The following is a 22,413-nucleotide window of genomic DNA, read 5'->3' as shown; positions in this document are numbered from 1 at the left end:
CATATAAGAAGAATCGATTCGAAGAAAGGAGAGGGGATAAGGGATGAATCATCAGCAGCTAAAGCAAGATTTGATAGAATACAGCAAGACAATCGGGATTGATAAGATTGGCTTTACTACAAGTGACCCCTTTCTTGAGTTAAAGAATCGGCTCATTGAACAGCAAAAAAGAAATTATGCATCCGGTTTTGAGGAACCGAATTTAGATAAACGTACGGACCCGAAGCGACTTATGCCTGAGGCAAGGTCCATCATCGCCATCGCGGTTGCTTATCCTTCTCGGCTCCATAACGCACCGAAAAGCAGGAAAGGACAGAGGCGCGGCATCTTCAGCCGTTCCTCTTGGGGGCTTGATTACCATCATGTTGTGAAGGATCGCTTAAAGAAGGTGGAAGCCTTCATACAGGAAAGGGTGCCGGATGCGCTGCTGAAATCAATGGTTGATACGGGTGAATTGGCCGATCGTGCCGTTGCAGAACGGGCAGGCATAGGCTGGAGCGGGAAAAACTGTTCGGTCTTAGATCCGGAGTATGGCTCTTATATGTACTTAGGGGAAATAATCACAAATATTCCGTTTCTTCCGGATGCACCGATGGAGGATTTATGCGGCACATGTACGAAATGTCTGGATGCCTGTCCGACAGGGGCGCTAGTGGCTGGGGGACAAATCAATGCAAAGCGCTGCATCTCGTTTCTGACTCAGACGAAGGAATTGATTCCGGCTGAGTTCAGGGATAAAGTCGGAAACCGTTTATATGGCTGTGATTCCTGCCAGACATCATGCCCATATAATAAGCGCGTTGACTTTCATCTTCATCAGGAGCTGGAGGCTGATCCGGAGATTGCAAAACCGGAATTGCTTTCCCTTCTGAGCTTGAGTAATCGTGCGTTTAAAGAGCAGTATGGAAGTCTCTCTGGAGCTTGGAGAGGGAAAATGCCAATCCAGCGTAACGCCATTCTCGCGCTGGCTCATTTCAAGGACCCCGAGCATATCGGGCCGCTTGCTGAATTGCTCAAAAAAGACGCTCGTCCTGTCATCAGGGGAACGGCTGCCTGGGCGCTCGGCAAGATTGGGGGAATTGAGGCGGCGGTCATTTTAAAAGAGTGCTTGGCAATGGAGCAAGAGGAGCTTGTCCGCACGGAAATAGAATCGGCAATTGCTAAACTTGAGAAGCTGGGGGAATGACCCCAGCTTTTTTTCATATTTTTATAAGGGAGAGGAGGATGAATGAATGAAAGAGAAGCTTGAGAACTTGCTTAAAGAGCGAATTGCCTTGCTTGCCGGGGAAAGAAAACAATCCAGGTCATCACAAAATGAACGCCTAATGAAAAAGAAAAAAAGCCTCAAGCAGCGGGGAGGCCATCTCGTTAAGGTGATGGGAAGAGGAAATATCGAGAAAATGACGGAGCGGGAGGCCATCTATACGATTCATTGGTCTTTTGCTATCAAGCATGGGGATCAGTTTTATATAGAAGAGGAAGTGGAGCGGAGGAGGGCGGACTTCTCCTCAGGTGAACTTATTGGAGATATAGAGCTGATTGTGCCCAGCGATGGAGAGCTTGACCGGAATTGGATGGTTAGCGATACCATGCGCAGCTGGCCGGCTTTTCGATATGACCGGCTGAAGGCAGTGCAATATGCAGAGCGGTGGTGGAATGAATTTAATCCATCCTACCCGAAATTCAATGATGATTGTACAAACTTCATCTCCCAGTGCCTCCATGCCGGAGGAGTCCCGATGTGGGGACAGCCAGAGCGGACGAGGGGCTGGTGGATAGATGGAAAGAGCAATTGGAGCTATAGCTGGACGGTCGCTCACGCCTTTATGCTGATGCTTAAAGGAGCCGGCTGGACAGTCGAGGTTGAGAGTCCGAGCGAGCTCGTGATGGGTGATATCATTTGCTATGACTTTGAAGGAGATGGGCGCTTTAATCACAATACAATCGTGACAGGCATGGACGGATATGGCAATCCGCTTGTGAATGCACATACGACCAACAGCCGAATGCGTTTTTGGAATTATGAGGATTCGACCGCTTACACGCCTAATATTCAGTATAAATTCTTTCACATCAAAGCCCGTTAGACATTCCATTTAGGGATATGGCAGAAAGGTGATATAATAGAGGCTGTTATTCTAACAAGAGGTGAATAAAGTGTCTTTACATATTGTTTTATATCAGCCGCTTATCCCAGCGAACACAGGAAATATCGCGCGTACATGCGCGGCTACTGATACAACCCTGCATTTAATTCGACCGCTTGGCTTCTCTACAGATGACAAGATGCTCAAAAGGGCCGGGCTTGATTATTGGGAGCATGTTACAATCATTTATTATGACTCCATTGAGGAATTCTTCGAGAAAAATGCTGGAGGCGAATTCTTCTATATCACAAAATTTGCCGATCACTATCATAGTGATGTGTCTTATGCAGACGCTTCAAAGGATTATTTCTTTATTTTCGGCAGGGAGACGACAGGTCTGCCAAAGCATCTGCTCGAGGAGCATCCAGAACGGGGGCTTCGCTTGCCGATGAATGACACTCATGTCCGTTCCCTGAATTTATCGAACACAGCTGCAATTGTGATTTACGAAGCGCTTAGGCAACAGAATTATATTCATTTAAGTTAATGGCTGCAAAATGGCGGAGAGAGCGAATAGCTCCTCCGTTTATTTGTTCCTGAATTAAATGGATAGACGATCAACCAAGATGATTTAGAAACAGATAAAAGGAAGAAGGAGTAACCTTATCTATCATTATGAATAATATGTTACATGATACCCCAAAATGTATTTTCCTTGCATTCATCTGATATAGTTAAAGTAACTACAGGTGGGGAGCTGAAAAGAATGAATGAAATAATAGAATTATTGTTAAACCATCGTTCGATTAGGAAATTTGAGGATAAGCCTCTATCGAAGGAGCAAATCGAGCAGATTGTTCGGGCTGCACAGGCGGCGTCGACATCAAGCTTCGTACAGGCATACTCTATTATCGGCATATCTGACCCCGAGAAAAAGCGAGAGCTGGCAGCTTTGGCGGGAAATCAAGCCTATGTAGAACATAATGGGTATTTCTATGTTTTTTGCACAGATTTAAATAGACATAGTATTGCTGCTGATATGGCAGGCAAGGACCTTGGAGAGAGTCTCGATTTCATGGAAAAGTTCATGGTGGCGGTCATTGATGCGGCACTTGCAGCTCAAAATGCGGCAATTGCCGCAGAATCAATGGGGCTTGGCATTTGTTACATAGGAGGAATCCGAAATGAAATTGAGAAGGTATCGGATTTATTGAAGCTTCCTGATAGAGTGATTCCACTCTTTGGGATGGCGGTAGGCTATCCTGCCCATGAATCGGCATTAAAGCCTCGTCTTCCGCTTGAAGCTGTATTTCATGAAAATGAGTACGAGGATAAGGAAGAGCAATTGAAGGAGTACGATGAGACGATTTCGGCTTATTATAACGAGCGGACCAAAGGTAAGCGGACGGATCGCTGGAGCGAGCAGATTACGGCCATGCTGACGGGCAAGCAGCGTGAACATATGAAGGACTTTGTAAACGCTAAAGGGTATGCGAAGAAATAAGTTTAGAAGTAATTCGCGAAAAATACATACTCCTTTATGTGAAGAACGTTTTCCGGATGTATGTGATTGACGTTGAAGTAGATAAGGAACTAATAGAATTATTTGGATAAAGCGCTGAGGCTCCGTCACTATGACAGGGCCTCTTCTTTTTTTGCTTTAATCAAAGGTATTTTCTCCTAAGTGTCGAAACCATTATATACGACACTCTATAAGGAGGTCTTCTATGGACATAAGTATTTGGATTGCAATAGGACTCGCCTTGGCTGTCGCATTGGGATTCTTTGGAACCAAAAAGAAAAAATAGAGAATGAGCCCTTGTTACGGGGCTCTTTTTGTTTTGCAATCTTCCGTATAATTTCATCCCAACCAGTTATTATTGAATGCCACTATTCCTAATATTACTCCAACTAAAGAGCCAATCAATGCAGCTATTATTATCGTTCTCCTGCTACTATTCTTTTTCACCTTCGATCGCCTCCTTGCTGTATAAGATTATGTTACTATGCAAGGGAAATGTGTACTAAGTGTCGAATTTAGTAATTATGGGGGTGAATAGTAACGAAGGGATTGAATTATTAAGCAAAAAATAAAAATGTATTTTTGCTTTATTACAAGGGGGATTTAAATGGTCGAGTGGGTTCAGCAATCAGAGGGTGTTTGGCAATACGTCGCATTATTTTTAATATCGATATTGCCATTCTTGGATGTGTTTTATATTATCCCGGTAGGTGTTGCATTGGGTATGTCGCCTATAGTTGTTGGGGTTATATCTTTTATAGGCAATTTTATTATGGTTATAGTCTTCGCGATGTTTTTTAGACAAATTGCCGCATGGCGTAACAAACGCAGAGAAAAGAAAGGGAAAGCGGGACCGACAAAAAGAGAAACGAGAGCCAAACGTATTTGGGAAAAATATGGTTTGCCGGTTTTCGCTTTAGTTTCTCCTTCCATACTTGGGACAGACATAGCTGCTTTAATGGCACTTGTGTTTGGTGCTTCTAAACCAAGAGTAGTTACCTTGATGGGGGTTAGTTTGGTCGTTTGGTCGGTCGTCATGACAGTAGGCTCTGTGTATGGATTGAAGTACATAAATTGGATTTAATCAATGAAAAGGGGAGAAGATACTACGTTAACTCCGCATTTCTTGCTATATCATCCATTCTTTTAACTTATCGTACTATTTGGCAGAAGATGGTTATTCTATGTTACCTAAAGTTTCTTTTTTGCTTAAGACCTTGATATAAAAACTAGGGAAAAGAAAAAAGCGATTCGCATAGTACTCAAAGGAGACTGGTGCGAATCGCTTTTTTGTATACAAACTGAAGAGTTATCTAGTCATATCATCCCAATGGGAGAATTGCCGACATCAGGAAATATTATATGGAATGGGGAACCGATTGGCAGCTCAAATTAGTGTCTATCGAAACTATTCGTCTGGTGAAATTTAAAAAGGAATATGATATTAAAATATAATAAAATCTTTGTATCAGATATCTATAATAGTAAATCTTCATTTAGGATAAGATGTGTTAAATAAAAGAATGTAATGGTCTTTATATAGAAGATATAAATATATTGATATAATAATTTATTTTTTTAATATATAAAAATACGATTATTCTTGAGTCAAAAGGGTATTAGAAAATTGGAGCATTATTTACTATAAGCACAGGAATGATGATAAGAGTTAGCGTTTATTCTTTTTCCCATTAATGTCTAGGGTATTGGTGGGCTATGGAAGCATATAGATAGGAATATTATCTGGTAAAGGAGGCTCCCTTATGGGTTTCTGGTCAACTGTCTTCGCAATTATTGTCGCATTGGTTTTATTCTCGATATGCGGTTAAATAAGAAACAGAAAAAGGATCTGTTGTTTTTCATTGTGCCATTGATTCTATTTCAATTAAATGAACTGATTAAAGCTGATATACAGATTCCTGTGCTTGGATATCTGCTGCGATGTCATTTAAATGATTACTTTGGAGGAATCTCATTTGCGGCATACCTTAACTTTGTTCTGTCTCTAAGTAATTGGACTTCGTTTCAGCTAACAAAAATCAGGCACTTCTTGGTTGCTGGCTTATTTTGCGGGATTTGTTGGGAGGTCATAACCCCCATCTTTATGCAATCGAGCACTGCTGATATTTGGGATGTTGTTGCGTATATCCTAGGTATGCTAACCTACTGGTTTTTCTGCATAAAATGGGCAGCTGAAAACAACTAAATAAGTGTGATTCTTCAACATAGAAAGATGCACTGGAGAAAAGAAAAAAGCGATTCGCACAGCACTCAAAAGGAGAGTGAGGCGAATCGCTTTTTATGTACAAAATGAAGAGTTATCTAGGCTTATCATTATATCCAGCCGTAAAAATGGCTGCCAAGAATGTGAGGGATACTAATAGAATAATAGCAACGTTCACTGTGCCTTCCTCCTTATTTTGGTCACTTTAGAAAAGTATACCATATTGTAGTATTTTTTTCTTTGTCCAAGAATATATTGGTGATAGAGAAATTGGGCTTTAACATCATGAACCATCACCCATATCATACATGTTTGCCCGCTTACAAGCATATGTATCAATAGCAGCTGAATCATGGCTAGGGGAGGAACTATACTGAATGGATATCTTAAAAAAAATAGAACAATTCAGAGATGAAGAGGAAAAATTGAGATGGGAAGGAACATTCGGTGATTATTTGCAATTATTGAAGGAGAGGCCCTTGGTAGCCCAATCAGCTCACTCGCGAGTTTATAACATGATCAAGGATGCGGGCGTGGAAGTGGTGAATGGCAAGAAAAAGTATAGCTTTTTTAAAGGAGAATTATTTGGCCTTGAAGAGCCGCTTGAGCGACTAGTAGAGGAATATTTTCACCCAGCTGCTAAACGATTAGATGTCAGAAAGCGAATTTTGTTATTGATGGGACCTGTCAGTGGCGGGAAATCGACTTTAGTAACTTTGTTAAAAAGAGGGCTGGAGAAATATTCGCGAACAGACAGGGGGGCGATTTATGCCATTAAGGGATGCCCGATGCATGAGGACCCTCTTCATTTGATTCCGACGCATTTGCGAAATGACTTCTTTGATGAATATGGCATCCGTGTTGAAGGAAATCTGTCGCCGCTCAATATGATGAGGCTGGAAAAGGATTATCATAATCGGATTGAGGATATGCCAGTGGAACGTATCTTCCTGTCAGAGGATAGAAGGGTTGGTGTCGGGACCTTCAGTCCGTCAGATCCGAAATCACAGGATATTGCGGACTTAACGGGAAGCATTGATTTTTCGACGATTGCAACCTATGGATCAGAGTCTGACCCGCGCGCCTATCGTTTTGACGGAGAATTAAACAAGGCTAACCGGGGGATGATGGAGTTCCAAGAGATGCTCAAATGTGATGAGAAGTTCCTGTGGCATTTGCTATCGTTGACTCAGGAAGGGAATTTCAAGGCTGGAAGATTCGCGCTTATCAGTGCGGATGAGTTAATCGTTGCCCATACAAATGAGACAGAGTATCGGTCATTTATTTCCAATAAGAAAAATGAGGCCTTGCATTCACGGATTATTGTCATGCCAGTCCCATATAATCTGAAGGTTTCTGAGGAAGAGAAGATTTACGAAAAGATGATTCAAGACAGTGATGTAGCCGGTGTTCATATCGCGCCGCACACATTACGAGTGGCAGCGATGTTTACGACGTTGACGAGATTAAAGGAGCCGAAAAAGGGTGATATTGACCTCGTTAAGAAAATGCGCCTGTATGATGGGGAGAACGTAGAAGGATTCAACTCAGCTGATGTCGAGGAGCTGAAGAAGGAATACGCAGATGAGGGGATGGGCGGTATTGACCCGCGTTATGTCATCAATCGTATTTCATCGACCATCATTCGAAAAGATACGCCATCGATCAATGCGCTTGATGTTCTGCGTTCACTTAAGGAAGGACTGGACCAGCATGCCTCGATAACAACCGAATTAAAAGAGCGGTATATGAATTATATCTCTCTTGCCCGCAAGGAATATGACGATATTGCGAAGAAAGAGGTTCAGAAGGCATTCGTGTATTCCTATGAGGAGTCTGCGAAGACATTGATGAATAATTATCTTGATAATGTGGAGGCATTCTGCAATAAATCCAAGATTCGTGATGTCCTGACTGGTGAGGAAATCAATCCAGACGAAAAATTAATGAGATCAATTGAAGAGCAAATCGGTATCTCCGAGAATGCGAAGAAGGCATTCAGGGAAGAAATCCTGATTCGTATCTCTGCCTATGCGCGCAAAGGAAAACGATTTGATTATAATTCCCATGATCGACTGAGAGAAGCCATCCAGAAGAAATTGTTTGCAGACCTGAAGGATGTTGTGAAAATCACTACTTCATCAAAGACACCGGATGAGACACAATTGAAGAAAATAAATGAGGTAGTTGCCCGTTTAATCGATGAGCATGGTTATAATTCAACTTCTGCGAATGAACTTTTACGCTATGTCGGTAGCCTCTTGAACCGGTAATCATTGGTGGTCTCTCTGCTTTGCCGATGTTTTCCTGAGTCCCTCTCTTACTGCGTTTGTTTTTTCCTGAAAAAGGGAAATGATGGGTTAGAGGTGATAGAATATGAAGAAAACAGAAAAGGCCGAAACGATTGCAGAGGGCAGGGCGGAAAATGGTCAAATGGCACCTGATTTAAAGGGGATGAAGGAATTGGGCAAGCAAATGGAGAATTTGCGGACCAATGAAGAGCTGGCAAATGACTATGGGAAGTCACCGGATCCTATCCAGCATGAGGAAGAGGAATTAGACGATAAGTAAGGAATTACACATGAAACAGGCAGAGAAAACAGTGAAGGTTTCTCTGCCTGTTTTCATTTATTCTGATTCATTAGAACAGATTTTTTAGCTGCTATCTTTGTCTTATTTATTGAATATTTTGGAAATAATTCCCGCCTTTCGCATAAGATAGAGTAATCTATTAATAATGGGTTAACCTTTATCTATTTCATGAGGGATATACAGGAGGGGATAAGAAATGTCCGATAACAGCAGCCATCAGTTTGCCATTTCAAAGGAAGATTGGGCCCTCCATCGAAAAGGATTCGACGATCAGCAAAGACACCAGGAGAAAGTGCAAGAGGCAATCAAGAACAATCTGCCCGATTTGATAACAGAGGAAAGCATCATCATGTCCAATGGAAAAGATGTCGTGAAAATACCAATCCGTTCTCTTGATGAATATAAAATTCGCTATAATTATGACAAGAATAAGCATGTGGGGCAGGGTGACGGCGATTCCCAGGTCGGGGATGTAGTCGCTAGAGACGGGGCAGGCCAAAAAGCCCCGGGTAAAGGCGGAGAAGCAGGAGATCAGGCTGGGGAGGACTATGTAGAGTCAGAAGTATCCTTGCTTGAAATCCAGGAGGCATTGTTCTCGGAGCTTGAGCTTCCTAACCTGAAGCAGAAGGATCAGGGAGACCATGTAACGGAGCATTATGAATTCAATGATATTCGTAAAACAGGCTTAATGGGAAATGTCGATAAGAAACGGACGATGATCAGTGCATTTAAGCGAAATGCCTTAGGCGGGCAACCGGGATTTGTGCCAATCTTCCAAGAGGATTTGAAGTTCAAATCATGGAACACGATTGAGAAGCCGGAGTCAAAGGCTGTTGTGCTCGCGATGATGGATACTTCAGGGAGCATGGGCCTTTGGGAAAAGTATATGGCAAGAAGCTTCTTCTTCTGGATGACACGCTTCCTTCGCACGAAATATGAAACAGTTGATATCGAATTCATTGCCCATCATACAGAAGCGAAGGTCGTAGAAGAGGAGGATTTCTTCTCGAAGGGGGAGAGCGGGGGAACGATTTGTTCATCTGCCTACCGGAAAGCTCTCGAGATTATTGAGGAGAAGTATCCGATAGAGCGGTATAATATCTACCCATTCCACTTCTCTGATGGGGATAATCTGACCTCAGATAATCCTCGCTGTATCAAGCTTGTTGGTGAGCTGATGAAGGTCTCTAATATGTTCGGCTATGGAGAGGTTAATCAATATAATCGCAACTCCACATTAATGTCTGCTTATAAAAACATTAAGGATGAGAAATTCCAGTACTATATTCTAAAGCAAAAGGCCGATGTATTTCATGCGATGAGAAGCTTCTTCAAAAAGGAGCCTAATCATGCGGCGGGACGCTGACTCATAAAAAAAGAGGCAGATGGATTGATCCGTCTGCCTCTTTGAGTATGAAGATGAATTATTTCGTTTCCATCATGGCAACAAGCTTCTTAGACAATGCCAAGAGCAATAGTCCAAAGAAGATTGCCAATCCGCCGATAACGGCGAATACTTCAAAGTATCCTAGGGATTGAGTGACAGCTGCAAGCTGTCCAGCAAGGATGTTCGCCACACCTGAAGATGCAAGCCATACACCCATAAGTAAGGATGCTAATTTCACAGGAGCAACTCTACTTACGAAGGAAAGCCCGACAGGTGACAAGAATAGCTCACCAAGTGTGTGCATCAAGTAAGTAACAATGATAAACATCATGTTTGCTTTTTGTGCCATTGTAGCTGCGTCATTACCTGTTTGGAATACAGCAAACAAAAGAACGATGTAGCCTAAGCCTAAAGTAATCATACCCATTCCCATTTTTGTCGGTACAGGAAGATCACCGCGTTTAGAGTTTGCAAGCTTAATCCAAAGAGCAGAAATGGCAGGTGCCAATAGAACAATGAAGAGCGGGTTCAATGATTGGAACCAAGAAATCGGCACTGTCCAGCCGAACACTTCACGGTCAACGAAATCCTTTGTATATAAGGTTAATGAACTTCCTGCTTGCTCAAAGCCAGCCCAGAAGAAGACAACGAAGCATGTGATAATAAGAATAACCATTGTGCGTTGTTTTTCTGCTTTCGTAAGCGGCTGTTTATCTTTTGCTCCAGTTTTATTGGCAATTTGAGCAACAGCTGGGCGTTTGCCAATGTCTCCAAGGTATTTGTTCGCTAGGGTATTGAATAGAACTTGTCCGATAATCATACCAATGGCAGATGCCAAGAATCCATAGCGGAATCCATAATGCATAACACCGTTAGCTGTGCTAGCGAATAAATCCTCTGAAAGGAAACCAATCAATAGAGGAGCAAAGAATGCACCAATGTTGATTCCCATATAGAAAATAGTGAATCCTGCATCGCGGCGGGACTCGTTCCCTTTATATAGGTCTCCAAGTAATGTAGAGATATTTGGCTTGAAGAAGCCATTACCGATAATCATCAAACCTAGCCCGATGAATAAAGCCGTCTTGCTTTGGTGAGCAAAAAGGGCGATATTCCCTAACGCCATTAAGGAACCACCGATTGTAATGGATAACCGGTGTCCGAGGTAGCGGTCTGCTAACCATCCGCCAACAATTGGTGTGAAATATACTGCACCAGTGTAGAAACCATAGATGCTTAATGCAACTGAGCTGTCAATGCCTAAACCACCGCTAACAAGCTCTGTTGTTAAATATAAAATTAAGATGGCGCGCATACCATAGTAGCTGAACCTCTCCCACATTTCAGTTAGGAATAAGAGGTAGAGCCCTGGAGGATGCTTTTTATTATTTAGTGCCGATGTATTTGCTGACATAAATATTCTCTCCTTCTCCATATTAAAGCATAAAATTATTTTAAAAAAATTTATACAAAAGAACAATGCTTTTTTAACGCTTTACCAAAGTAAAAATATTCATAAGTATTCAACAATTTATCGAGGTTATCGAAAAATTGAGCTTTTAATAAGGTTTAATTGTATATTTATACATTATTAAAACTGTGATTAGTTTACCACATAATCTTATATCGAAATAGTTTATTTTTGTTTTTACATAAATTGGACGTTGTTATGTTGCTTTTAACCAGAAATGGAAAATATATTATGATAAACTATAGAGAAAGATGGACTAGACAAAGGGGGTCATTGTTTTGGAGAAAACGGTAAAAAGCCTTCATGTTACATCGGAGATTGGAAAACTAGAACGGGTTCTTTTACATAGGCCAGGGAAGGAAATAGAGCATCTTATCCCATCTAATATGGAACGATTATTATTTGATGACATTCCTTTTTTGCCAACAATGCAAAAGGAGCATGATGCCTTTGCTGCTGCTTTACAGGAGCGGGGAACAGAGGTTGTTTATTTGGAAAGGTTGGTAGAAGAGTCAATCCTTGATGAGGTCGTAAAAGGAGAATTGATTGAGGCCTTTTTAAAGGAAAGCAAAAATCATTTGCACAAAGGATATAGCATACTGCGTGAATATTTGGATTCGCTAGACACTCCAAGTCTTGTGAAGAAACTGATGGAGGGTGTTTTAAAGAAGGATATTAACCACCATCAAAAGCTTCAATTAGACGATCTAATATCAGCTCATTATCCTTTCTATATTGATCCGCTTCCAAACCTATACTTTACACGCGATGCGGCTGCCGTTATAGGTGAGGGATTGACGATCCATAAGATGTCTACTTCTGCGCGGAAACGTGAGTCTCTTTTTTGGGAATTCATCATGAAATACCATCCAAATTATCGTGTGCACAGCCATCCGCAATGGCTAAAGCGCAATTATCCGTTCGCCTTGGAGGGCGGTGATATTCTTGTGTTGAGCGATGAGGTCATCGCAATAGGCGTAAGCGAACGGACATCTGCCCGGGCCATTGAACAATTGGCGCATAACTTGCTGTTGGCCGGTACCTCCTATAAGAGGGTAATGGCCGTAGAGATACCCAAGAAAAGGGCATTTATGCATTTAGATACGGTGTTTACAATGGTGGATCGTGATAAATTTACCATTCATCCAGAGATAGAAGGATTAAATGGACATATGAATATCTTTATACTTGAACTCGACAGGGAGAAGGAAGTGCAAATATCCAGAAGGTCCAATCTTTCCGAAGCATTAAAAGAGGTACTGCATTTGCCGGAGATTGCTTTAATTCCATGTGGCGGAGGGGACACAATATTCTCCCCAAGAGAGCAATGGAATGATGGCTCGAATACGCTTGCCATTGCGCCGGGAGTTGTTATCACATATGATCGCAATCAAGTGACCAATGAACTCTTGGCCGAGTATGGAATAGAGGTCATTGAGGTTCCGAGTGCTGAACTTTCGAGAGGAAGGGGAGGCCCACGCTGCATGAGTATGCCCCTTGTCAGGAGTTAAAAAGATAGAGGCCTGCATCACATTATGATAGTGATGCAGGCCTCTTTATTTATGCTTGCTGTAGTGGTAAGACGATGGCGTCTTTTAAAGGTTTATAAGAATAGCCTAAGTCACGCGCAACAGCTTCATACGTAACATGTCCATTGAGCGTATTAACCCCTTCGGCAAGAGCAGGATTCTCTTGGACAGCGTTTAATGCCCCTTTATTAGCAATTTGAACTGCATATGGAATCGTTGTGTTTGTCAGGGCAATCGTTGATGTGCGAGGAACAGCGCCTGGCATATTAGCTACGGCATAATGCACGACTCCATGCTTCACGTAAGTTGGCTGGTCATGTGTAGAAATATGATCAGCTGTCTCGAATATGCCTCCTTGATCAATGGCAACATCTACAATAACTGAACCTGGCGTCATAGCTTGGACCATCGCATCTGTGACAAGTTTTGGAGCCTTTGCTCCCGGAATTAATACGGCTCCAATCACAAGATCTGATTCAGCAACTGCGTTGGCGATATTAAGTGAATTGGATATCAATGTAGAGACCTGATTTCCGAATATATCGTCAATTTCGCGCAGGCGCTCTGGATTGAGGTCGATAATCGTGACATCAGCACCAAGACCGATGGCGATTTTCGCTGCATTCACGCCAACAACACCGCCTCCGATGATTGTAACCTTCCCTCTCTTTACGCCTGGTACTCCACTTAGAAGAATTCCTTTGCCGCCCTCAGGCTTTTCAAGGAAATGTGCGCCAATTTGTGCAGCCATCCTTCCAGCAACCTCGCTCATAGGGGTCAGAAGTGGCAGCTTGTTGCCGCTCTTTACAGTCTCATAGGCGATTGAAAAGACTTGGTTATCGACTAACGCTTTAGTTAGGGCAGGTTCCGCAGCTAAATGCAAATATGTGAAAAGAATAAGACCAGGGCGGAAATACTGATATTCTTCTTGAATCGGTTCTTTGACTTTCATGACCATCTCAGCTTTAGTCCAAACCTCTTGAGCATTCGTAATGACTGCTCCTGCGGCTTCGTAATCAGCATCTGAAAAGCCGCTGCCAACACCGGCTGATGACTCAATCATTACCTCGTGGCCAGCGTTTATGAAGGTTAACACGCCAGCTGGAGTGATGGCAACTCGGTTTTCGTTGTTTTTAATTTCTTTAGGTATTCCTATCCGCATTTATTTCTCTCCTCCAGACATACGTTTGTACCAATAGTATAATGTTAACTTTCAGATAATTCTATGTGAAAAAGAAAAAAAGGAAAATAAACAATTTGTGAAATATGACAAATTGTGAATGTTTAATCAAATTTTGCTAACTTGAATTCGATATACAGATAGGCTCTCATATTCATATCCTTCAGATTATACCCGCTGATTTCGGATATTCTTTTCAAGCGGTAGGAAAGAGTATTTGTATGGATATGAAGGATGGATGATGTTTCATTTGGATCGGAATTACAGCTTAAAAAAGTCTCGAGTGTATGGAAGAGATTGGTCTGATGTTTAAGGTCGTATTCTTTTAGTATAGTAAGTCCTGCAGGCAATTCATTCAGGCTGCCTCTTTGGTGAGAGAGAGACTCAAGGTACTGATAAACGCCAAGGTGCTCGTAGTCAAAAATTAAGCCAAGTTCCTGCTTGTATCGTTTCTTGAGACTGATGACCATCATCGCCTCTGTGTAGCTTTTTTGTGCGTCAATGAGCTGGTGATAGGATCTGCCGAAACCGCCAATTGGAACCTTGATATTGAACCGTTCCTCCATATTAGCGATAAATGATTCAATGAAGGAGCTGATTGCATGTGTTGAATCAGCAGTTAAAGAGTCAACGAGGATAATCAATTTATCTGAATCAATCGTATGGAAAATGGTTTTTATCTTTTGAGTTGTATTAATTAAGTAATGGATATGCCTTTCTGTTTCAGCTGTGATTAGCTGTTCAAAGTGAAAGACGACGATGCAGTGCTGTTTCGGAAGGATAATTGGGAAATTTGCCAATTGAGTGCGGAATTCCTTTTCAGAGCTATAATGACCAGTGATGAGTTTCCAGAAATATTCTTGGTAGCTTTCTTCTTTGCGTTTAAGGCGAGATTGAACGAGCAATAACTGATTTTTAGCTTCTTTAGCAGCTAATTTAAGAATGGAGAGGGCATGCGGAGAAAGTTCTGACTCGGGCTCTAAGGCAGCCCAAATAAAACCGAGCACATTCTCATTTTTGCGGATAGAAATCGCTATCCTTTTGCCAAGGCCAACCTGTTGTTTAGAAGGGATGATAACGGGCTCGCTGCTGTTGAGGAGGGTGGGAATTATGCCTTCTTTCCAGAGTGAATTGATGACTTTTTCCGGAACCCTTCTGCCCATTATGGTGAGAATTCTGGCTTCGTCCATTATATAGCTATGGGTACTGTAAGCGAGAAGCTGGTGGTTTGAGTCTTCTATTGTAACGGGGCATCCAATGAGCAGGCTGACTTTTTCTGCGAATTCATCCAAGTTCGCGTACACTTCATTGAAATAATCCTTTGAATGAAAATCTTTTTCCATTTTTGCGCTCCTTTAACGAACCTGTATGTTTTTATTATACAGGAAATGGAAGGAGTGGAGCGAATAAACATTAGAGGGAACTGTGAGCTGATGTAAGTCTATGAATAGTTAGGGTAGCCCATCTCATTTCACGTTTTCCAAGTCCGTAACAATGTTATCAACAGATTATCAACGATTAACATCAAATTATAGATAGCTATGCCACCTATAACGTTCTAAAGGTGTCTGGGCTAGTTTCAGGAAAATCTAAAAACAGGCTGCGAAAACGATTCTGTTTTCGCAGCCTGCCTTTATAAGAGGCTTATGGGAAAGCCCCTCAAAGTATTAAAAGAATAAATTCAAAATCAAGTAAATAACTCCAGCAAGCGTTGCAGCAATTGGCATGGTAATAATCCATGTAATAATCATACGCTGTGCCGTAGTCCATTTAACTCCTTTGACACGGTGTGAAGCACCCACACCCATGATAGCAGAGGAGATAACATGAGTCGTACTGACTGGAAGGTGAATGAAGGTGGCTCCGAAAATAATGGCCGCAGAAGATACATCAGCAGCTACCCCATTGATTGGTCGTATTTTCATGATATTTCCCCCAACAGTCTTAATAATTCTCCAGCCGCCTACTGATGTTCCAAGCCCCATAGCCGTGGCGCAGGATACTTGAACCCAAAAAGGAATGTCAGTGGAAGTAACAAAGCCATTGGCAATAAGAGCGAGAGTGATAATTCCCATTGCTTTTTGCGCATCATTCGTACCGTGGGAGTATGCCTGCAAGGCCGCAGTCCCTATTTGCAGATAACGGAATCGCTTATTTGTCTTCGTCAGGTTATTATTCTTGAAAATAACCTTGAAGATGCTGTAAACAGTATACCCGACAACAAAGGCAATGACTGGCGAGAAAAGAAGCGCAAAGATGATTTTCATAAAACCTTCGAAATGGATGGCGCCAAAACCGGCAGCGGCAATAGCTGCACCGGCAATGGATCCGATAATGGCATGAGAGGAACTGCTTGGAATGCCATAATACCATGTGACCAGGTTCCATGCGATGGCTGATATAAGGGCTGCCATGATAACGACTGAACCGTTATCTAATGTGAACGGGTCAACAATATCCTTCGTGATTGTCTTCGCTACTCCAGTAAATGTCATGGCTCCAACGAAGTTCATGATAGCTGCCATCAGAATAGCATGTCTAGGCTTCAAAGCCTTCGTTGAAACCGCGGTAGCAATGGCATTAGCTGTGTCATGAAACCCGTTAATGAAGTCAAAGGACAGGGCTAAGACCACGATTATGACGGTTATGATTAATAATGTATCCATATTTGTTCAGAGACCTTTCATTAAGCGTTTTTCATGACGATTGTTTCTAGTGTGTTCGCTACGGATTGGCAGTAATCAGCGATTTCTTCAAGGTTTTCGTATATCTCTTTATATTGGATGATACGGATTGGGTCTTTCTCGACGCTGAACAAGTGTTTGACAGACTGACGATGTAAAGTATCGCAATCAGATTCATGCTCTTTAATCTTGATGGCAATTGGTCTGATGTCGTTTAATTTCTTCACTGTCAATAAATCAACCGCACGATCGATTTCATGGGCTGCGTTACGTATCTCATCAACAAATTTGAGCATATATTCATTTGCGTTAACGATGGAGTACATCTCAAATAGAGCGGAACAGTGCTCTAACCCATCAAGAACATCATCCATAGTCATGGCAAGCATTAAGATATCCTCACGCTCGATTGGTGTGATGAAAGCATTGTTTAATTCCTTGATCACCTCATGAATATGCTCATCACCTGTGGTTTCATATTGCTTCATAGTATCCGCGAAGATTTTCAAATCACTAATGTTTTTTAATTTATAATCGGCAAAGTAATCGGAAGCTTCCTTTAAGTTTGAAGAGATATTTAGCAGCATGACTGCAAATTTATCCTTTTTTGATTTGAATACCATAATTACCTCCACTTTCATTCGACAATATAGTAACTCTTCGATGCTAACTTATTTTAATCCTTTTAGAAACGCTTGAAAAGAGAAAAAATTAAATTAAGAATGAATTTATAAAAACTTTACATAAAACATGTTTATTGTAATATTCCTTTACACTGTCTTTACATTCGGTTGATTCATTGTAACAATTGTAATGTTCTTGTTCATGCCCTTTAGTATTTTTGCATAAAAGTATTGTACCCATTCAAGATAATTTGAATCAGAAATAAACAAAAAGGCAGCTGCAATATACCTCCGTGGTGGTATTGCAGCTGCCTTTCATAAATTATTTGGTTTCTGTCGCGTTCTTCTCGTCTGTATTACTTAATTGATCATGGTCAATATTATAATTATATTTGGATCTATCTACAGCCGTGAAACCATCAGGAGTGTAGAATCTTAGCAGATCTCCATAAATAATCTTATCTGACATATCAAGTACGGTCTGTGCATAATCGGCCATTTGGACCGCTTCTTCCGTCTCTTCAATCAGATTACCTTCCGAATCATAATACTTGCCGTTAATTTTATTAATCGTCGGGCTCATGAAGTTTCCGTTACGGAATGGCACGATTTCTTTATGGTCTTCAGATAATAGGTCAGTGCCTAATTGAATATAATCATCTGTTTCAACACCAAGCAGATGCAACAGTGTTGGAAGCAGATCCACTTGACCGCCATATTGTGATTGAACACCGCCTTCTACACCAGGAATGTGGATAAGAAGCGGAACCTTTTGAAGCTCAGCATTGTCAAACTCAGTGATTTCTTCCTTGCCTAGAATTTGAGCCATCGCTTCATTGTGGTTTTCAGAAATTCCATAGTGGTCACCGTAGAACACAAGAATGGAATTCTCATATAATCCGGATTCTTTTAAGCTATTAACGAATTCCTCAATGGCTTCGTCCATATAGCGAGCTGTTTGGAAGTATCGGTCTACGGAACCGTCACCAGTTGCTGCAGGCCCGATTGTCGCATCCTCCTCATCAATCGTATAAGGGAAGTGATGAGTTACCGTAATAAACTTTGTGTAGAACGGCTGTGGTAGTGACTTTAAATAATCCATGGATTGTTCAAAGAATGGTTTATCCTTCAATCCGTAGCTTACCACATCTTCTTCGTTCATATCATAATAGCTGGAATCAAAGAAGTTTTGGACACCCCATGATTTATACACCTCATCCCGGTTCCAGAATGTTCCCGTGTTGCCGTGGAAAACGGCAGATGAGTAATTTTTCGTTTGATCCAAAATAGCTGCGGCAGACTGGTATGTGTTCATGCCGTTTGTTGTCAGAGCAGAACCTTGAGGCAATCCGAATAAGGAGTTCTCAAGCAGCATCTCTGAGTCAGAAGTCTTTCCTTGTCCTGTTTGATGATAAAAGTTCTCGAAATACAAGGTGTTTTTGTCTTTGGCCATGGAGTTAATAAAAGGTGTAACTTCCTCGCCGTTTAATTGATAATCCATCAGGAACTCTTGGAAAGATTCGAGATGGATATAGATGACGTTCTTTCCTTCAGCGGCACCGAAATACTTGTCATTAGGTTCTGCATGATTTGCTTGAACGAAGTTTTGAACTTCGACGAGATCATCTGAATCTGCAGAAGCTTTCTGTGCCGTTGTTTTCATTGTTTTCAATCCATCATAAATAGTGTAGTTGTACGTCCCTAAATATTTCACAAGATAGTTACGGTCGAACGTTCTAGTTAATAGCTGTGGACGATCAATTTCTGCCAATAGAATGTTGATAACTAATAGTGCTGCACCTGTCGCCATGACAGCGGCAGTCTTTCGAAGCTTTAGTCTTCCTTCACTAGGCTTGAATTTCTTGAACACAACTAAAAGAATCAGGATGATGGTATCTGCGAAATACAGTGGGTCATATATACGAAGCAATTCAGCGATGCTTCCCAACATGCCTCCGTCAAGGCTGATATTTGAAGTTTGTGTTAAGGTCGGCCAAGTAATGAAATCGTTAAAGAAGCGATAGTAGACGATATTTGCATATTGTACAATCGATAGCAGCAGATTTATGATAATCATCCAAATGAATGATTTTCTGCCTTTGGCAAATAGAGCAATACCAAAGAAAATAACAGCTGTGCTTATCGGGTTAAACAGAAGTAAAAACTCCTGCATGGAATTGGATATTCCTAAATTGAATTCTACAATATAGCCTGCATACGTCTTCAGCCAGAATAGGAAGACAGCAACAATTAGGAAACCAACAGGTCCACTTACACTCTTCTTTAGTGTGTTGTAAAATGCACGCATTGTTTCACCTCTGAGTTTAAATATATAGAAATTTAGCATATTATCATGCCTGTAAAATTCACTTTTAAAAAGGAATAACAATATTGAATTATAAACTGAATTCAGGAAAAGTCAAATGCCATAATGTCGACAATTTATCCGGCTAAACAGGCATCCTATCAATATTTGTCAGCTTATGAATCTTCCTCTGTTTTCCTGAGTTGATATATATGCAATTTTATCACATTATTAATATTATATTAGATAGGATGATAGAAATCTCCTGTTGGGTGAAATTACATATTCAAATTGAAAGAGGTGGAAATTATGAAGACAATTAAGACAAGGGTACGATTGAATAATCGCGTCGAAATGCCCCAATTTGGTTTAGGTGTATATAAAGCGGAAAACGGAATGGAAGTAACAAATGCAGTAGAAGCAGCCATTCAAGCCGGATATACCCTCATTGATACAGCATCCTTTTATCAAAATGAATCAGGGGTAGGAGCAGGGGTGAAAAATTCCGGCATAAATAGAGAGGATATCTTCATCACCTCAAAAGTATGGAATACAGACCAAGGGTATGAATCGACCTTAAATGCTTTTCAAAAAACATTGAAGGAACTTGACGTAGAATATTTGGATTTATATTTAATTCACTGGCCGGTAGAAGGCCGTTTTCTGGATACATGGAGAGCATTTGAGAAATTATATGAAGAAGGATACATCAAAGCAGCCGGTGTGAGCAATTTCCAAATTCATCACTTGGAGAAGCTGCTTGCGAACAGCTCTCTAGTTCCTGCGGTGAATCAAGTAGAGCTCCATCCTCGGTTGACGCAAATAGAGCTGAGAAACTATTGTTCTGAAAAGAAAATTCAAGTGGAATCTTGGTCACCGCTTGGACGGGGGAACTTGCTTAAAGAGCCCACCATTGAGTATGTAGCTAAGAAGTATGGGAAGACACCAGCACAGGTGATTATCAGATGGCATTTGCAAAATGAGCTGGTCGTCATTCCTAAATCGGTCACTCCTGAACGAATCGTAGAGAATGCCAATGTATTTGATTTTGTATTAAGTCAGGAAGATATGAATGTATTGAATCAACTAAATATGAATGAACGATTTGGCCAGCATCCGGACCATTTTAAATTTTAAGGAAGAGGGAGATATCCCTCTCTTTTTTTTGTCATCGAAAAATAAAGAAGCTAATATACCCTTCATTTGAAAGAATTAATCCATCTAAAAAAAATAACGTGAAAAGTTTGGAAGAAATGTTTATTGGAGTCAATCTCGGGAATTTATAGAGTACAAACGGCGCCGTTAATTAAATCAAACGTTAGAACCTGAATCATAAAATAGTTTGTGTAAGAGCATAAAATAATAAAATGGAAAACTAGTCACTCGCATTTAGGGATATCGATACGCCAATTGGCATACTCTAAAGATGAGCTCTAGATAGACTTTCTTTAAACAAATTTGGGAAGGGCCAAACAGGCCAAATAAAAGATAAAAAAACTAGGAGGAATTTAACATGGAATTTATTATTTCTTTAATCGTAGGTGGACTATTAGGTTGGGTAGCAAGTTTGATCATTGGACGTGACGTACCAGGCGGAATTATTGGTAATATCATCGCAGGTGTAGTTGGTTCTTGGTTAGGTACAGCAATCTTTGGTGATATGGGGCCAGCAATTGCAGGGTATGCGATTATCCCAGCCCTAATTGGTGCGATTATCTTGATTTTCATCGTCAGCATGATTATGAAAGCTGTTAGAGGAACTGCCTAACAAATGATAACAAGGGTTCTAATCGTCAAACAAAGAAGCGCTCATGAAAATGAGCGCTTCTTTGTTATGTCTATTATAAAGACCAAGGGATCGGGCACTCCACCTGAAGGCGTTCCTTCGTCAATGGCTGTAGGAAATTAAGCTTGTATGCATGGAGGGCCTGTCCTTTCATATGTGAATCTTTCTTCCCTCCATAAAGAACATCGTTAACGAGCGGATGTCCTATATGGCTCATATGAACACGTATTTGATGGGTCCGTCCTGTTTCCAAGCGGCAGGAAACGAGTGTGCGATTAGCGCGCATAATCCGGTTGTCCACCCTGTAATGGGTGATTGCATTTTTTCCGCTTTGAGAGACACGCATTCTCCCTGCTGTATGCCGGTCCCGCCCAATAGGCGCGTTCACTGTCCCGTAATCCTTTTTCATAATTCCGCATACAAGCGCCGCGTAGGTTCGCTTAATCTGTCCGTCAGCCAATGCCTCGTCTAATATGGCCCCTGCATAGGCGTGCTTGGCGAAGAGGATAGCGCCGGACGTATCCTTATCCAGGCGATGGATATGCCGGGGCTTTGTTTTTATGCTGTTAACCAAAAAGTAATGGGATACAGCATTAGTCAGAGTTTGTGTATCCTCATGATTTACCGGATGTGTATTTAGGCCTGCCGGTTTATTGATTACAAGAATATCCTCATCCTCATAAAGAATATCCAGGGGCAGGTCTAAAGATGGAATCGGGTTATCCTCCTCCTCATAAATCGGGATGGAGAGAGTGTCGCCTGGCGTCACTTTTACACTCCAGGGGAGAGTTTCTTCCTTATAATATAGGCTCTTATTCATACGCCAATGATGAAGCATTTTTTTTGGCACATGCAATTCTGTTTTTAGCAGATCTTCAATTGTTCTGCCAACCCATTTGTTGGGTACCGTAATATTTGCATATTTGTCATTTTTATTTATTTTGAGCATAAGTTTCCCTCATTTTCGCAAGGTTTATCATTATTCATTCAAAGTAAATCTATGGTATTTTTATGGTGAGGGGC

At 41.3% G+C, this 22,413-nt stretch carries 18 protein-coding genes; 11 read left to right on the top strand and 7 right to left on the bottom strand.

The features are described 5' to 3' along the window. Positions 1–43: 43 nt before the first annotated feature. The 8 genes from queG (at position 44) to yhbH (ending at position 9,791) form a co-directional block, all read left to right on the top strand. Positions 44–1,186 carry a tRNA epoxyqueuosine(34) reductase QueG gene (gene queG / locus CYL18_RS15500; RefSeq protein WP_104850437.1) on the top strand — a complete coding sequence of 381 codons (1,143 nt, stop codon included), beginning with the start codon at positions 44–46 and terminating at the stop codon, positions 1,184–1,186. A 46-nt stretch (positions 1,187–1,232) separates the two neighbouring features. Next, positions 1,233–2,087, top strand: a complete 855-nt coding sequence (locus CYL18_RS15495; RefSeq protein ID WP_104850436.1) for an amidase domain-containing protein — start codon at positions 1,233–1,235, stop codon at positions 2,085–2,087. Between the two features lie 70 nt (positions 2,088–2,157). Then, on the top strand, positions 2,158–2,634 hold the full coding sequence (gene trmL, locus CYL18_RS15490) for a tRNA (uridine(34)/cytosine(34)/5-carboxymethylaminomethyluridine(34)-2'-O)-methyltransferase TrmL (protein ID WP_104850435.1): 477 nt from the start codon (positions 2,158–2,160) through the stop codon (positions 2,632–2,634). Between the two features lie 219 nt (positions 2,635–2,853). Next, positions 2,854–3,591: an oxygen-insensitive NADPH nitroreductase gene (gene nfsA / locus CYL18_RS15485; protein ID WP_104850459.1), complete on the top strand. Its 738-nt coding sequence runs from the start codon at positions 2,854–2,856 to the stop codon at positions 3,589–3,591. A gap of 625 nt (positions 3,592–4,216) precedes the next feature. Continuing rightward, positions 4,217–4,693, top strand: a complete 477-nt coding sequence (locus CYL18_RS15480; protein WP_104850434.1) for a small multi-drug export protein — start codon at positions 4,217–4,219, stop codon at positions 4,691–4,693. Between the two features lie 1,517 nt (positions 4,694–6,210). Further along, positions 6,211–8,106, top strand: coding sequence for a PrkA family serine protein kinase (locus CYL18_RS15470; RefSeq protein WP_104850432.1), 1,896 nt, complete (start codon positions 6,211–6,213; stop codon positions 8,104–8,106). 103 nt (positions 8,107–8,209) lie between these two features. Continuing rightward, a complete protein-coding gene (locus tag CYL18_RS15465; RefSeq protein WP_104850431.1) occupies positions 8,210–8,404 on the top strand; it encodes a hypothetical protein in 195 nt (64 codons plus the stop codon). A 217-nt stretch (positions 8,405–8,621) separates the two neighbouring features. After that, positions 8,622–9,791 carry a sporulation protein YhbH gene (yhbH, locus tag CYL18_RS15460; protein WP_104850430.1) on the top strand — a complete coding sequence of 390 codons (1,170 nt, stop codon included), beginning with the start codon at positions 8,622–8,624 and terminating at the stop codon, positions 9,789–9,791. Between the two features lie 58 nt (positions 9,792–9,849). Here the strand turns inward: yhbH and CYL18_RS15455 are convergent, their stop codons facing one another. Next, positions 9,850–11,226 carry a peptide MFS transporter gene (locus CYL18_RS15455; RefSeq protein WP_104850429.1) on the bottom strand — a complete coding sequence of 459 codons (1,377 nt, stop codon included), beginning with the start codon at positions 11,224–11,226 and terminating at the stop codon, positions 9,850–9,852. A 335-nt stretch (positions 11,227–11,561) separates the two neighbouring features. Here CYL18_RS15455 and arcA point away from each other — a divergent pair, with 335 nt between their 5' ends. Next, on the top strand, positions 11,562–12,794 hold the full coding sequence (gene arcA, locus CYL18_RS15450) for an arginine deiminase (protein ID WP_104850428.1): 1,233 nt from the start codon (positions 11,562–11,564) through the stop codon (positions 12,792–12,794). 49 nt (positions 12,795–12,843) lie between these two features. On the opposite strand, the gene ald is transcribed toward arcA, so the two are convergent. The 5 genes from ald to CYL18_RS15425 form a co-directional block, all read right to left on the bottom strand. Continuing rightward, positions 12,844–13,974 (bottom strand): alanine dehydrogenase, encoded by a 1,131-nt coding sequence (gene ald / locus CYL18_RS15445; RefSeq protein ID WP_104850427.1) that lies wholly within the window; start codon positions 13,972–13,974, stop codon positions 12,844–12,846. A gap of 122 nt (positions 13,975–14,096) precedes the next feature. Next, entirely contained in the window at positions 14,097–15,335 is a 1,239-nt protein-coding gene (locus tag CYL18_RS15440; protein ID WP_104850426.1) for a PucR family transcriptional regulator, read from the bottom strand. 324 nt (positions 15,336–15,659) lie between these two features. Then, entirely contained in the window at positions 15,660–16,658 is a 999-nt protein-coding gene (locus CYL18_RS15435) for an inorganic phosphate transporter (RefSeq protein WP_104850425.1), read from the bottom strand. Between the two features lie 20 nt (positions 16,659–16,678). Next, positions 16,679–17,299, bottom strand: coding sequence for a DUF47 domain-containing protein (locus tag CYL18_RS15430; RefSeq protein WP_104850424.1), 621 nt, complete (start codon positions 17,297–17,299; stop codon positions 16,679–16,681). 322 nt (positions 17,300–17,621) lie between these two features. Continuing rightward, complete coding sequence (locus CYL18_RS15425) at positions 17,622–19,607, bottom strand: LTA synthase family protein (protein WP_104850423.1); 1,986 nt, start codon at positions 19,605–19,607, stop codon at positions 17,622–17,624. Between the two features lie 306 nt (positions 19,608–19,913). On the opposite strand from CYL18_RS15425, the gene CYL18_RS15420 reads away from it, so the two are divergent. Next, a complete protein-coding gene (locus tag CYL18_RS15420) occupies positions 19,914–20,741 on the top strand; it encodes an aldo/keto reductase (RefSeq protein WP_104850422.1) in 828 nt (275 codons plus the stop codon). A 376-nt stretch (positions 20,742–21,117) separates the two neighbouring features. Further along, entirely contained in the window at positions 21,118–21,372 is a 255-nt protein-coding gene (locus CYL18_RS15415; protein ID WP_104850421.1) for a GlsB/YeaQ/YmgE family stress response membrane protein, read from the top strand. 73 nt (positions 21,373–21,445) lie between these two features. On the opposite strand, the gene CYL18_RS15410 is transcribed toward CYL18_RS15415, so the two are convergent. Continuing rightward, on the bottom strand, positions 21,446–22,339 hold the full coding sequence (locus CYL18_RS15410; protein ID WP_104850420.1) for an RluA family pseudouridine synthase: 894 nt from the start codon (positions 22,337–22,339) through the stop codon (positions 21,446–21,448). Between the last annotated feature and the right edge of the window lie 74 nt (positions 22,340–22,413).

It is taken from the genome of Pradoshia eiseniae, assembly GCF_002946355.1.
Classification (GTDB): Bacteria; Bacillota; Bacilli; order Bacillales; family Pradoshiaceae; genus Pradoshia; species Pradoshia eiseniae.
Note: the sequence above shows the minus strand (reverse complement) of the source record. Positions and strands in the feature narration are given on the sequence as shown.

Excerpts from the sequence above, each read along its gene's own strand:
- queG (WP_104850437.1), top strand. The coding sequence starts at position 44 with ATGAATCATCAGCAGCTAAAGCAAGATTTGATAGAATACAGCAAGACA.
- CYL18_RS15495 (WP_104850436.1), top strand. The coding sequence starts at position 1,233 with ATGAAAGAGAAGCTTGAGAACTTGCTTAAAGAGCGAATTGCCTTGCTT.
- nfsA (WP_104850459.1), top strand. The coding sequence starts at position 2,854 with ATGAATGAAATAATAGAATTATTGTTAAACCATCGTTCGATTAGGAAA.
- CYL18_RS15480 (WP_104850434.1), top strand. The coding sequence starts at position 4,217 with ATGGTCGAGTGGGTTCAGCAATCAGAGGGTGTTTGGCAATACGTCGCA.
- CYL18_RS15470 (WP_104850432.1), top strand. The coding sequence starts at position 6,211 with ATGGATATCTTAAAAAAAATAGAACAATTCAGAGATGAAGAGGAAAAA.
- CYL18_RS15465 (WP_104850431.1), top strand. The coding sequence starts at position 8,210 with ATGAAGAAAACAGAAAAGGCCGAAACGATTGCAGAGGGCAGGGCGGAA.
- yhbH (WP_104850430.1), top strand. The coding sequence starts at position 8,622 with ATGTCCGATAACAGCAGCCATCAGTTTGCCATTTCAAAGGAAGATTGG.
- CYL18_RS15455 (WP_104850429.1), bottom strand. The coding sequence starts at position 11,226 with ATGTCAGCAAATACATCGGCACTAAATAATAAAAAGCATCCTCCAGGG.
- ald (WP_104850427.1), bottom strand. The coding sequence starts at position 13,974 with ATGCGGATAGGAATACCTAAAGAAATTAAAAACAACGAAAACCGAGTT.
- CYL18_RS15440 (WP_104850426.1), bottom strand. The coding sequence starts at position 15,335 with ATGGAAAAAGATTTTCATTCAAAGGATTATTTCAATGAAGTGTACGCG.
- CYL18_RS15435 (WP_104850425.1), bottom strand. The coding sequence starts at position 16,658 with ATGGATACATTATTAATCATAACCGTCATAATCGTGGTCTTAGCCCTG.
- CYL18_RS15430 (WP_104850424.1), bottom strand. The coding sequence starts at position 17,299 with ATGGTATTCAAATCAAAAAAGGATAAATTTGCAGTCATGCTGCTAAAT.
- CYL18_RS15425 (WP_104850423.1), bottom strand. The coding sequence starts at position 19,607 with ATGCGTGCATTTTACAACACACTAAAGAAGAGTGTAAGTGGACCTGTT.
- CYL18_RS15420 (WP_104850422.1), top strand. The coding sequence starts at position 19,914 with ATGAAGACAATTAAGACAAGGGTACGATTGAATAATCGCGTCGAAATG.
- CYL18_RS15415 (WP_104850421.1), top strand. The coding sequence starts at position 21,118 with ATGGAATTTATTATTTCTTTAATCGTAGGTGGACTATTAGGTTGGGTA.
- CYL18_RS15410 (WP_104850420.1), bottom strand. The coding sequence starts at position 22,339 with ATGCTCAAAATAAATAAAAATGACAAATATGCAAATATTACGGTACCC.